This window comes from Cobetia sp. MC34 (genome assembly GCF_018340035.1).
In the GTDB taxonomy this organism is placed as follows: Bacteria; Pseudomonadota; Gammaproteobacteria; order Pseudomonadales; family Halomonadaceae; genus Cobetia; species Cobetia amphilecti.
This window is the reverse complement of the sequence record NZ_JADPPY010000001.1, coordinates 215,482-228,308: the sequence shown is the minus strand read 5'-3', so window position 1 is coordinate 228,308 and position 12,827 is coordinate 215,482. Positions and strand designations below refer to the sequence as shown.

Below are 12,827 nucleotides of genomic sequence, written 5' to 3'. Positions count from 1 at the left end.
GGGAACAAGGAAGGTCTTCCGACATGACTTCACCGCACGATTCCAGGCGCCTGGGCGAGTTTCTGGCGCGCCCGCTGGCCACGGCGACAGACATGCTGGCAGCATTGCTGGCGCTGTGGCCAGGCGCCCTCAATGACGATTGCCGTGCACGGCTTGCCGCGCGCGATGACTGGCACCTGACGATCGACAGTCGCAGTGCCGCGCAGGGCTCCCTCTTCATCGCCATCCCCGGCATCGCCAGCGATGGCCGCGACTATATCGCCGCGGCGCTTGAGGGCGGTGCCGAGCTGGTGCTGGCCGAAAGACCCGCCGACGGGGATGCACGTCTCGCACTGCATTCAGACGATGCCAGAGTCGTCTGGCTCGAGAATCTGGGCGAGCAGCTCGGTGAGCTGGGCCGCCAGGCCTTCAGTGTGCCCGAGTCGCTGACGCTGGTCGGGGTCACGGGCACCAATGGCAAGTCTTCCGTCACCCATTACATCGCCGAGCTGGCCGAAGCGATGGGCACGCCCGCCGGCATGATCGGCACGCTCGGCATCGGGCGTCCCGGCGCGCTGGTCGCGGGCGAGCGCACCACGCCTGATGCCCTGGCCGTGCAGGCGGCGCTCAAGGGGCTGAGTCTGGCCGGTGCCGAGCTGATCGCGATGGAAGTCTCTTCCCATGCGCTGGATCAAGGGCGCGTCAATGGCTGTCGCTTCACCGTCGCGGGCTATACCAATCTTTCGCGAGACCACCTCGACTACCACGGCAGCATGGCGGCCTATGCGGCGGCCAAGGCGAAGCTGTTCAAGCGCCCCGAACTCAAGCTTGCGGTGCTCAATGCCGATGATGCGCTGGCGCGTCTGATGCTGGCCGGCATGCAGCGCGGCGTGCGCGTGCTGGCAATGGGGCGTGATGATGTCGCGACCCTGCGCGTGCTGGATGTCTTCCCCGAGCCGCTGGGGCAGGTTGCCGTGATCGCGACGCCGGATGGCGAGCGTGAGCTGGGCCTCAATCTGATGGGGCGCTTCAATCTCGACAACGCCTTGCTGGCAATGCTGATCCTGCATGGCCTCGACTATTCGTTCGAGGGGCTGTTTGCCGCCGCGCCGCGTCTGACGCCGGTACCGGGTCGCATGCAGCGCCTGAGCCGTGATGGCGCGCCGGTGGTGGTGGTCGACTACGCCCACACGCCGGAGGCCGTCGAGACGGCACTGACCGCGCTGCGTGCCCACCTGCCGGCGCGGGATGATGCGCGCCTGTGGTGTGTACTCGGCTGTGGTGGCGATCGCGACAGTGGCAAGCGCCCGCTGATGGCCACGGCCGCCGAACAGGGCGCCGACCGGGTCGTGATCACCGATGACAATCCGCGTAGCGAGGATGCCGCCGCCATCCGCCAGCAGATGATGACCGGCATCCATGCCCGCGAGCGCGTGCTGGATATCGCCGGGCGTGGCGAAGCCATTGCTCAGGTCATCCGCGATGCCGGCGAGCATGATGTCATCCTGATCGCCGGCAAGGGGCACGAGGACTATCAGGAAATCGACGGTCAGCGACTGCCGTTTTCCGATGTGGCCCATGCGGTCGCGGCGCTGGAGCGTCGTGAGCTCTCGATGCTGGAAGGTCAGGAGCGTGACGCATGAGTGCGCCTGAACAGCCCGTCGGTCTGAGTACCTTCGAGGAAGTGGCCGCGGTGCTCGGGGCGCAGCTGCCACAGGCATTGCGCGGTCAGGTGCTGGGCGCCATCGAGACGGACACCCGCAAGCTTGGCGAGCAGGCCGCACCGCTGTTCGTGGCGCTGAAGGGTGAGCGCTTCGATGCCCATGACTTCCTCGCTCAGGCTCGCGCCAATGGCGCCGTCGCGGCGCTGGTCGAGCGGGCAGTGGATGATCCGCTGCCGCAGATCGTCGTCGCGGATACCCGGCTGGCCTTCGGGCTGCTGGCGGCAGCGCGTCGCCGTGCCTGGGGGAGGCCGCTGATCGCGGTGACCGGCAACAGTGGCAAGACCAGCGTAAAGGGCCTGGTGCATGCCATCCTTGTGCGGGATGCCGCGCGTTTCGAGGCCGAAAGCCTCGCCAATCACGGCAACCTCAACAACGATTTCGGCCTGCCGATGACGTTGCTGCGCTTGAGCAACGCCCACCAGCACGGTGTGGTCGAACTGGGCGCCAATCATCTCGGCGAGATCGCCTGGACGACGGCCCTGGCGCGCCCGCAAGTGGCGGTGATCACCAATGTCACCGGCGCCCATGTCGGCGAATTCGGCGGCATGGGGCAGATCGCCCAGGCCAAGGGCGAGATTCTGGCGGGCTTGAGCCCGTTGGGAGGGCGACGTCCGGTCGCGGTGCTCAACCGTGATGACGCCTACTTCTCGCTATGGCAGGCGCTGGCCGCAACCGGCCAGGCGGTCGATGTCATCGACTTCAGCGTTGCGGATGGCGTTGTGGATGGCAGCGTGGATAGCGTTGATCGCCCGGCACGCCTGCAGGCGCGTGAGCTAGGCGCGGATGAACTCGGGCGTTATGCTTTCGCACTGACGTTTGATGGCCGCTCGCTCGGTCGTGTCCAGCTGGCGTTGCTGGGGCGTCACAACGTGGCCAATGCGCTGGCGGCTGCCGCGGCGTGCCTGGCACTGGGCATCGACAGTGATCTGGTGATCGCCGGGCTCGAGAGCGCCGAGAGCGTACCCGGCAGGCTGGGCGTCGTGGCAGGCATCAACGGTTCGCGTCTGCTGGATGACAGCTACAACGCCAACCCCGGTGCCATGCTGGCGGCGCTGGATCTGCTGGCGACACTGCCTGCGCCGCGCTGGTGCCTGATGGGCGCCATGGGCGAACTCGGAGCAGACGCCGAACGTCTGCATGCCGAGGTGGGCGATCACGCCCGCAAGCTGGGCATAGATTTCATTGCCACCTGCGGCGAGGGCGCTCAGGCGACTGCCGAGGCCTTCGGGGTCGGTGGCAAGCACTTTATCGAGCGGGCAGAGCTGGAAGCTTACGCCCGTAACCATCTACCCACCGGGGCCAGTGTTCTGGTCAAGGGGTCTCGCAGCGCTGGCATGGAGAATGTCGTTGCCGCGCTCAAGGTCGACGCATCAAGGTGAATGTGAGTCATGCTGCTGCTGCTTGCTGAGTTTCTGGCCCAATTCAATGGCGCCTTTACGGTTTTCAATTATCTGACCCTGCGCGTGGTATTGGCCACGTTGACGGCACTGTTGCTGTGTCTGTGGCTGGGTCCCTGGGTCATCCGCAAGCTCGTCGATGGCCAGATCGGCCAGGCCGTGCGCGACGATGGCCCCAAGTCTCACCTTTCCAAGGCCGGCACTCCGACCATGGGCGGCGTGATGATCCTGCTGTCGATGGCCGTCTCCACTCTGCTGTGGGGCGACCTGACCAACCTGTATGTCTGGGTGGTGCTGGCCGTCACGCTGGGCTTCGGTGCCGTCGGCTGGGTCGATGACTACCGCAAGGTGGTGGAGAAGAATCCGCGTGGCCTGCCGGCGCGCTGGAAGTACTTCTGGCAGTCGGTGGTGGGCATCGGCGCCGCCGTGGTGCTGTATCTGACGGCGAGCACGCCGGCCGAGACGGGCCTGCTGGTGCCGTTCTTCAAGGACGTCGTCATCCCGCTGGGCGTGTTCTACATGGTGCTGACCTACTTCGTGATCGTCGGCAGCTCCAATGCGGTCAATCTGACCGATGGCCTCGATGGTCTGGCGATCATGCCGACCGTGCTGGTCGCCATGGGCCTGGCCATCTTCGCCTACGCTTCGGGCAACCTGAAGTTCGCCGAGTATCTGCACATTCCGTTCATCGCCGGTTCCGGCGAGCTGGCCGTGTTCTGCGCCACCATCGCGGGTGCCGGCCTCGGTTTCCTGTGGTTCAACACCTATCCCGCCCAGGTCTTCATGGGCGATGTGGGCGCGCTGGCACTCGGCGCGGCACTGGGTGTCGTGGCGGTCATCGTGCGTCAGGAAATCGTGCTGTTCATCATGGGCGGCGTCTTCGTGATGGAAACCGTCTCGGTGATCCTGCAGGTCGGCTCCTACAAGCTGACCGGGCGACGCATCTTCCGCATGGCGCCGCTGCATCACCATTTCGAGCTGAAAGGCTGGCCGGAGCCGCGCGTCATCGTGCGCTTCTGGATCATCACCGTCGTGCTGGTGCTGCTTGGCCTGGCCACACTCAAGGTTCGCTGAGGACGCATTCGCGATGACCCTCTCTGTCACCTCCCAAGCACCGGCCTCGCCGGTGCCTGCCAAAGGACCGACCCTGGTGGTCGGTCTTGGTGTCTCCGGACAGGCGATCGCTCGCCATCTGAGTGATCGCGGCATCGACTTTGCCGTCGCCGATACCCGTAGCGCACCGCCGGGCCTCGAGAGCCTGCGCGAGCATGCGCCGCAGGCCGAGGTCCATCTTGGCCCACTGGAAGCGCTGGATCTGTCACGCTTCGGCGAGGTGGTGCTCAGTCCGGGCATCGACCCGCGTCAGGCGGTATTCGATGGGGTCCGCGAGCGGCTGGTCGGCGAGATCGCACTCTTCGTGCGTGCGCTGGATGAGCGTCAGGCCCGCGACGCGCAGGGCAAGCGGCCCACGCTGGTCGCGATCACCGGCTCGAACGCCAAGTCCACCGTGACCACGCTGATCGCGCAGATGGCCGCGCGTGCCGGCCGTGACGTGGCGGTCGGCGGCAATCTTGGCACCGCCGCGCTGACCTTGTTGCGTGAGCAGCCTGATGCCGAGCTCTACGTGCTGGAGCTGTCTTCCTTCCAGCTCGAGACCACACCTGAGCTCAAGGCCGATGTCGCCTGCTTCCTGAATCTCTCTGAAGATCACCTCGATCGCCACGATGGCATGCGCGGCTATCAGGCCGCCAAGCGCGGCATCTTCCGCGGCGCAGGCCTTGCGGTCATCAATGCCGATGACGCCTGGAGCTGGCCGGCCGAAGATGATGCGGTGGCGCGAGTCAGCTTCAGTGTGCAGCTCGGTGAGTCGGCCGATGAGTCGACCGATGAGGCTGCCAGGCAGGCGCAATGGTGCCTGGCGGAGCAGGGCGGCACGCTGTCGCTGTGTCACATCGAGTCTGGTCAGCTGCGCGACGTGATGCCTGCTGCGGAGGTGCGTCTTGCAGGCCGCCACAATCAGGCCAATGCGCTGGCGGCACTCGCGATGGGCACGGCGATCGGTCTCGACGAGACGGTGATGGTCGCCGAGCTAGCAAGCTTCGCGGGGCTGCCGCATCGCGGCGAGCTGATCGCCGAGGTGGCGGGCGTGCGCTGGATCAATGATTCCAAGGGCACCAATGTCGGGGCGACGCTGGCGGCGATCGCCGGTCTCGGCCCGACGCTCGAGGGCAAGCTGATATTGCTGGCCGGCGGTCAGGGCAAGGGCGCGGACTTCACGCCGCTGGCGGCGCCACTGGCCCGTTACGCCCGTGAGGCGGTGGTGTTCGGTCAGGATGCGCCGTTATTGATGCAAGCCCTGGCCGATGACGTCTCCGTGACGCCAGTCATGACGCTGTTGGAGGCCATGCGTCATGCTCGACAGATCGCTCAGGCGGGGGACTGCGTACTGCTGTCACCGGCCTGCGCCAGTCTCGATCAGTTCCCCAATTACATGGCGCGCGGCGACGCGTTCCGTGACTGGGTCACGCAGCACATCATGTCCGGTGCTGACTGCAATTCTGGCCCTGGCGGCAGCGACAAGGAAGCCTGCGATGCGTAACAAGGCTCGGCGAGTCCATGACACCCTGACGGCAGAGCGTCAGCCCGTCGACGGCTGGCTGCTGTTCTGCGCGCTGGCGATCCTGTGTATCGGCTGGGTGATGGTGACGTCTGCGTCCAGCGAGATCTCGAGCGAGCGCTTCGATGGCAATGCCTTCTACTACAGCATGCGTCACGGCATCTTCATCGTGATCGGCCTGGTGGCCGCGATCTGTACGCTGCGCGTGCCGATGTCCGCCTGGCAGCAGCGCAGCTTCGCGATGCTGATGCTGGGCTTCGTGCTGCTGGTGGTCGTGTTGGTGGTCGGGCGCGAGATCAACGGCGCCAAGCGCTGGATACCGCTGCCATTGGTCGGCGGGGTGCAGGCCTCCGAGATCGCCAAGCTGTGTCTGATGATCTGGCTGGCCGGCTATCTGGACCGCCGCCTCGACAAGGTGCGCGCCAGCGTCGTCAACGGCCTCATTCTGCCCTGCGTCCCCTTGTTGCTGATGATCGTGCTGCTGGCGCTGGAGCCTGACTTTGGCTCCATCGTGGTCATGGGCGGTGCCGTGATGGGCATGCTGCTGATGGCGGGCGTCGCCTGGTGGGGCTTCATCGTCTTGCTGGGCCTGGCCGGCGGCGGTGGTTGGCTGTTGGCGATCGCCGAACCCTATCGCTGGGAGCGTCTGACCACCTATACCGACCCGTGGGCCAACATGTATGACAGTGGCTACCAGCTGACCCAGGCGTTGATCGCCTTCGGTCGTGGCCACCTGAGCGGCATGGGGCTGGGCAACAGCGTGCAGAAGCTGTTCTATTTACCCGAAGCGCATACCGATTTCGTGTTCGCCGTGCTGGCCGAGGAACTGGGCTTGATCGGGGCGACGGCCGTGGTGGCGCTGTTCGGACTGCTGATCTACCGCGCCTTCAAGATCGGTCGCCGCGCTGAACTCGCCGGCTTGCCGTTCAGCGCCTACCTCGGCTACGGTATCGCCCTCGTGCTGGGGGCGCAGGCCTTCATCAACATCGGTGTGGCCAGCGGACTGCTGCCCACCAAGGGGCTGACTCTGCCCTTGATGAGTTATGGCGGTTCCAGCCTGATCGTCAGTTGCGTGCAGATCGCGATACTGCTGCGTATCGATGCGGAGACCCGCAAGCTGACCCGCACACCGACAGGAAATGCCGCCGCGCCCCGGCGCAAGGCCAAGAAGCCGACCGAGACACCGCAAGGAGCACAGGCATGACGTCATCTTCTTCTACCATCGCTCCCGAGGGGGCGGTTGACTCGGTAGACACTGTCTCCAAAGGCGTCGTGCTGATGATGGCCGGCGGCACGGGAGGGCATGTGATCCCGGCGCTGTCGCTGGCGCGTGCCCTCGCGGCGGCCGGTCACGAGATTCATTGGCTGGGCAGCCCGCGTGGCATCGAGAACCGTCTGGTGCCCGACGCCGGCTACCCGCTGCATCGGGTCGAGGTCGCGGGCCTGCGCGGCAAGGGGCTGGCGGGCTATGCGGCGATTCCGTTCCGTCTCGCGCGTGCCGTCCTGCAGGCACGGCGCGTGATTCGTGAGCTCAAGCCGGTGCTGGTGGTAGGCCTCGGTGGCTTCGCCAGTGGTCCGGGCGGGCTCGCGGCGCGCCTTGAAGGCATTCCGTTGATCATTCATGAGCAGAACGCCATCGCGGGCCTGACCAACAAGGTGCTGGCGCGGATGGCGACGCGTGTCTACGCCGCCTTCCCGGGCGCCTTCCCGCCGGCCCGCGGGGCTCAGGTGGTGGGCAATCCGGTGCGCGATGAGATCGCCGATGTCGGTGCCGCCGGGCATGCGTCCGAGTCTGCTGTCGAGACGGCAGGCGAGGCGCGTGCGTTGCATCTGCTGGTGATGGGCGGCTCGCTGGGCGCTCAGGCGCTCAACGAGACGCTCGCGCCGGCGCTGGCCCTGCTGCCGGAAGCCTCGCGCCCCGTGGTGCGCCATCAGGCCGGACGTGACAAGCAGGAGGCGACCCTCGTCGCCTATCAGGCAGCCGGTGTCACGGCTGAGGTCAGCGAGTTCATCGGTGACATGGCCGAGGCCTACGCCTGGGCAGACCTCGTGGTCTGTCGCGCCGGCGCCCTGACCGTGGCCGAGCTGGCCGCGGCAGGTCGGCCTGCGGTGCTGGTGCCGTTCCCCCACGCCGTGGATGACCACCAGACCGTCAATGCCGCGGTATTGGTCAAGGCGGATGCCGCGCGCCTGATTCCCCAGAATACGTTGACTGCCGAGCGCCTCGCCGAGACGCTGGCAGAATTGCTCGACCCCAAGATACTCACTGGCATGGCCGCTCGCGCCCGCAATAGTGCGGAACTCGATGCGGTAGCGACCATGCTGGCAGGCTGCATGGAGACTCGCCTTGAACGCTAGCAATTCTGATCGCGGTGCAGGTATGCGCCGCATCCGTCGTATCCACTTCGTCGGCATCGGCGGTGTGGGCATGTGTGGTATCGCCGAAGTACTGGGCAACATGGGCTATGAGGTCAGCGGCAGTGACCTCAAGGAATCCGCCGTCACGGCTCACCTGCGTGAGTGCGGCGTGCGTGTCGCCATCGGTCATGCGGCCATCAATGCCGAAGGCGCGGATGTGGTCGTGGTCTCGACCGCGGTGGACACCACCAACCCGGAAGTGGCCTGGGCGCGGGAGCATCGCATCCCCGTCGTGCGTCGCGCCGAGATGCTCGCCGAGCTGATGCGCTTCCGCCAGGGCATCGCGATTGCCGGCACGCACGGCAAGACCACCACCACCAGCCTGACCGCGACCCTGCTCGCGGAAGGTGGCATGGACCCGACCTTCGTCATCGGCGGCAAGCTGACCAGCGCGGGCACCAATGCCCGTCTGGGCGAGGGCGAGTATCTGGTCGCCGAGGCGGACGAGTCCGATGCCTCCTTCCTGCATCTGCAGCCGTTGATCTCGGTGGTGACCAACGTCGATGCCGATCACATGGCCACCTATGAGGGCGACTTCAATCGCCTCAAGGACACCTTCATCGAATTCCTGCACAACCTGCCGTTCTACGGTCTGGCGGTGCTGTGTATCGATGATGCCAACGTGCGTGAGCTGCTGCCGCGTGTTCAGCGTCAGTTCGTGACCTACGGCTTCAGCGACGATGCCGATTACCGTATCAGCGATTTCCGCCAGGGTGGCGGTCAGCTCAGCTTCACGGCGCTGCGTCCGGAAGGCCATGCACCACTCGAGATCACCCTGGCGATGCCGGGTGAGCACAATGCGCTCAATGCCCTGGCGGCGATCGCCATCGCCACCGATGTCGGTGTCAGCGACGAAGCCATCGCCCGCGCACTGGCAAGCTTTGCCGGTGTCGGTCGTCGCTTCCAGGTGCACGGAGAATTCGCGGCACCCAATGGTGAGCAGAGCGTGATGCTGGTGGACGATTATGGCCACCACCCGCGCGAAGTGGAGATGGTGATTCACGCCGTGCGCGCCGGCTGGCCGCAGCGCCGTCTGGTGATGGCCTACCAGCCGCACCGTTATTCACGCACCCATGATCTCTATGAAGACTTCGTGCGTGTGCTGTCCGAAGTCGATACGTTGTTGCTGCTGGATGTCTACAGCGCCGGGGAAGCGATGATTCCGGGCGCCGATGGCCGCTCGCTGGCGGGCTCGATCCGTCAACGCGGTCAGGTGGACCCGCTGTTCGTCGAGCACAAGCGTGCCTTGCCGGACCTGCTCAAGAACGTGCTGCGTCCGGGCGATATCCTGATTACCCAGGGGGCGGGCGATGTCGGTGGTATTGCGCTGGCACTGGCGGGGGCCGACCTCAAGCTTGACGAGGTGACGCTATGACCGTCTCTTCCTCCCCGTCCGGATCGACAGGCGTGAATCCTGAACTGGCCACGCGCTATGGGCGTGTCGTGGTGCTGTTCGGTGGCCTGAGCGCCGAGCGCGAGGTGTCGCTCAAGAGCGGTGCGGCGGTGCTGGCGGCCCTGCAGGGCGCAGGTGTCGATGTGCAGGGCTATGACATGGCGCATGGGCTGGCCGGTCTCGAGGCATTGCGTCCCGACCGTGTCTTCATCGCCATGCATGGTCGCGGCGGCGAAGATGGCACCTTGCAGGGTGCGCTGGAATTGCTGGGCATCCCCTACACCGGTAGCGGCGTGCTGGCCTCTGCACTGGGCATGGACAAGCTGCGTACCAAGAAGCTCTGGGATATCGAAGGCTTGCCGACGCCACGCTCCTGTCGCCTGGCGGCGGATACGGACTGGCAGTCGGTGCTCGAGACGCTCGGGACACCGGTGGTGGTCAAGCCGGTGCATGAGGGGTCGACACTCGGCATCCATGTCGTCGAGGACGCCCAGGCGCTTCAGGATGCCTGGACGGATGCCAGCCGCTTCGATGCGGTGGTGATGGCCGAGCGTTTCATCAAGGGGCCGGAATATACGGTGTCGGTATTGGACGGCGAAGTCCTGCCGGCCATTCGCATCGAAGCCGATAGCGGGTTCTATGATTACGATGCCAAATACATCGCCAATACCACGCGCTATCTGCTGCCTTGTGGTCTGGGCGCTGTGCGCGAGGCGGAATTGGCCGAGATCTCGCTCAAGGCATTCAACGTGCTGGGCTGCGAGGGTTGGGGTCGTGTCGATGTGATGGAAGATGCGGACGGCGCCTTCTGGCTGCTGGAAGTCAACACCTCGCCGGGCATGACCGATCACAGCCTGGTGCCGCAGTCCGCGGCGCATGTCGGGCTCGATTTCGCCACCCTGGTGCTGCGTATTCTCGACACGACTCTCGCCGAGCGGGACGCAAATGACGCGTCAGTCGCTCAGCCGAGTGGTCATTGATCGATGGCGGCGCGTAGCACTACCGGCGCAATCTTCGGCCTCGTTCTCGGTCTTGCGCTGCTGGTCGCGGGCGGACAGGCATTGTGGACCTGGCTTGACCGTCCCATTGAGCGAGTCACCATCAAGGGTGACTTCGATCATGTCAGTGCTGCCTACCTTCAGCGTCACATCGCGCCGTTGATTCGTGGCCAGAGCTGGCTCTCCGTCCCATTGGGCGAGGTTCGGCGTCGCGCGTTGGCGATCGATTGGCTGAGTGAAGTCAGCATCTCGCGTCGCTGGCCGGATACACTCGAATTCGAGCTGTTTGAACAACAGCCGGTGGCCTACTGGAATGATGGCGAATTGCTCAATGTGCGCGGTGATGCCTTCCAGGCGGGCCCGGTCACGCAGCTGGGCAATCTGCCCAATCTGGCGGGGCCCAGGGGCAGTGGATCCGAAGTGCTGGCCGAGCTTGACGCGCTGCAGAGCCAGTTGGGCGGGCTGGGGCTCAATGTCTCCCAGTTGCGATTGGAGCCACGCGGCGCCTGGCGCTTTCAGGTCAATGATTCGGTGTGGGTAATGCTGGGGCGCAATGATCGAGAGGCGCGTCTGGCGCGTTTCATGGCGGCCTGGCAGCGGCGTCTGGGTGATGAGGCGTCGCAGATCCGCTACATTGATCTGCGTTACCCCAACGGAGTGGCAGTGGCGTGGCATGGGGAGACGACGGCACCCGAAGAAGGCAAGGACAGTTGAGGCAAATGGCGACACTCACTACATGCTTCATTTGCGTGTGAGTATTAGCAAAATGGCGATATCGCCAGTTTCATTTGTCGTCAATCCCGCCTATTCTAGCGGGGATTTGCGCCCCTCGGTATTTTAGGCTGGTATGCCCCAAGTGGCTGCTCCTATACTGGGAAGTCAAATCCCTCTGTACGGGTTAAACGGAACGTAAACCCGTTTTGGGTGGTGCGGCAGACATGTTGTCTGTCAAAGCGCGCAATTATTTTCATGATGAACCAGAATCAAGGAGCTGGCCCGACCTATGGCAGGACATTCCAAATCACAGGATATGGTGGTCGGGCTGGACATCGGAACCTCCAAGGTAGTCGCGATCGTGGGTCAGCCGACCGATGATGGCGGTATCGAAATTGCGGGAATTGGCTCCCACCCTTCACGTGGCATGAAGAAGGGGGTGGTGATCAACATCGAATCGACCGTACAGTCGATTCAGCGCGCAGTGGAGGAGGCTGAGTTGATGGCCGGCTGCGATATCCACTCGGTGTATGTGGGCATCGCCGGCAGTCATATCAGTTCGATGAATTCCGATGGTGTCGTGGCGATCAAGGATCGCGAAGTGACGCCGTCTGATATCGAACGCGTGATCGACTCGGCGCGCGCTCGAGCGATTTCTGAAGGTCAGCGCATTCTTCACGTGCTGCCGCAGGAATATGCCATTGACCGTCAGGAAGGTATTCGCGAGCCGTTGGGCATGTCCGGGGTGCGTCTTGAGGCGCGCGTTCACCTGGTCACTGCCGCACTGAATGCCGTGCAGAATATCGAGAAGTGCGTGCGTCGCTGCGGGCTCGAAGTCGACGACATCATTCTCGAGCAGCTCGCCTCGAGTCATGCGGTTCTGACCGAGGATGAGCGTGAATTGGGTGTGTGCATGGTGGATATCGGCGGTGGTACCACGGATATCGCCGTCTTCACCGAAGGTGCCATTCGTCATACGGCTGTGATCCCCATCGCGGGTGATCAGGTCACGAATGACATCGCCATGGCGCTGCGCACACCGACGCAATATGCAGAAGAAATCAAGGTCAAGTATGCCTGTGCTCTGACCCAGCTGGCCTCCAGCGACGAGACGATCAAGGTGCCGAGTGTCGGTGACCGACCGGCACGTGATCTGTCCCGTCAAGCGTTGGCCGAAGTGGTCGAGCCCAGGTATGAGGAACTGTTCACCCTGGTCCGCGATGAATTGCGTCGCAGTGGCTATGAAGATCTCGTGGCTGCGGGCGTGGTTCTGACGGGTGGAACGTCACGCATGGAAGGTGTCGTTGAGCTGGCGGAGGAGATCTTCCACATGCCGGTTCGCATCGCTTGCCCGCAGAATGTGCGTGGACTGGCGGATGTGGTCCGCAATCCGATTTATTCCACGGGTGTGGGTTTGCTACATTATGGGATGAAACAGGAGCGGCACACGCCATCGTCGACGACCGTCGCGGTGCGCAGAGAGGAATCTGCCGCGCGACGCGTTCACGGCCAAGAGCACGACACCTCCACGCTGGAGCGGATCAAGGGCTGGTTCAAGGGAAATTTCTGACAGGGATTACAGAAAGA

The 12,827-nt window shown here is 64.5% G+C and carries 10 protein-coding genes; all 10 read left to right on the top strand.

The genetic code is table 11. The features are described from left to right. Positions 1-23 precede the first annotated feature (23 nt). The 10 genes from IZU87_RS00975 (at position 24) to ftsA (ending at position 12,810) form a co-directional block, all read left to right on the top strand. Positions 24-1,622, top strand: a complete 1,599-nt coding sequence (locus IZU87_RS00975; RefSeq protein ID WP_249330362.1) for a UDP-N-acetylmuramoyl-L-alanyl-D-glutamate--2,6-diaminopimelate ligase — start codon at positions 24-26, stop codon at positions 1,620-1,622. Continuing rightward, positions 1,619-3,082, top strand: coding sequence for a UDP-N-acetylmuramoyl-tripeptide--D-alanyl-D-alanine ligase (locus tag IZU87_RS00970; RefSeq protein WP_213113415.1), 1,464 nt, complete (start codon positions 1,619-1,621; stop codon positions 3,080-3,082). The genes IZU87_RS00975 and IZU87_RS00970 overlap by 4 nt, the downstream gene beginning before the upstream one ends. Positions 3,083-3,091: 9 nt before the next feature. After that, positions 3,092-4,174: a phospho-N-acetylmuramoyl-pentapeptide-transferase gene (gene mraY / locus IZU87_RS00965; protein WP_043332504.1), complete on the top strand. Its 1,083-nt coding sequence runs from the start codon at positions 3,092-3,094 to the stop codon at positions 4,172-4,174. A 13-nt stretch (positions 4,175-4,187) separates the two neighbouring features. Continuing rightward, positions 4,188-5,699, top strand: a complete 1,512-nt coding sequence (murD, locus tag IZU87_RS00960) for a UDP-N-acetylmuramoyl-L-alanine--D-glutamate ligase (protein ID WP_213113414.1) — start codon at positions 4,188-4,190, stop codon at positions 5,697-5,699. Next, positions 5,692-6,921 carry a putative lipid II flippase FtsW gene (gene ftsW, locus IZU87_RS00955; protein WP_054555086.1) on the top strand — a complete coding sequence of 410 codons (1,230 nt, stop codon included), beginning with the start codon at positions 5,692-5,694 and terminating at the stop codon, positions 6,919-6,921. The genes murD and ftsW overlap by 8 nt, the downstream gene beginning before the upstream one ends. A gap of 77 nt (positions 6,922-6,998) precedes the next feature. Then, the gene (gene murG / locus IZU87_RS00950; RefSeq protein WP_213113451.1) at positions 6,999-8,075 is read left to right on the top strand and encodes an undecaprenyldiphospho-muramoylpentapeptide beta-N-acetylglucosaminyltransferase; all 1,077 of its coding nucleotides are present in this window, start codon (positions 6,999-7,001) and stop codon (positions 8,073-8,075) included. Between the two features lie 22 nt (positions 8,076-8,097). Next, complete coding sequence (gene murC / locus IZU87_RS00945) at positions 8,098-9,510, top strand: UDP-N-acetylmuramate--L-alanine ligase (RefSeq protein WP_213113450.1); 1,413 nt, start codon at positions 8,098-8,100, stop codon at positions 9,508-9,510. 32 nt (positions 9,511-9,542) lie between these two features. Then, entirely contained in the window at positions 9,543-10,508 is a 966-nt protein-coding gene (locus IZU87_RS00940; RefSeq protein ID WP_349305154.1) for a D-alanine--D-alanine ligase, read from the top strand. A 3-nt stretch (positions 10,509-10,511) separates the two neighbouring features. Then, positions 10,512-11,240, top strand: coding sequence for a cell division protein FtsQ/DivIB (locus IZU87_RS00935; protein ID WP_213113412.1), 729 nt, complete (start codon positions 10,512-10,514; stop codon positions 11,238-11,240). Positions 11,241-11,529: 289 nt separating this feature from the next. Next, the gene (gene ftsA / locus IZU87_RS00930; RefSeq protein ID WP_043332496.1) at positions 11,530-12,810 is read left to right on the top strand and encodes a cell division protein FtsA; all 1,281 of its coding nucleotides are present in this window, start codon (positions 11,530-11,532) and stop codon (positions 12,808-12,810) included. Positions 12,811-12,827: the final 17 nt, after the last annotated feature.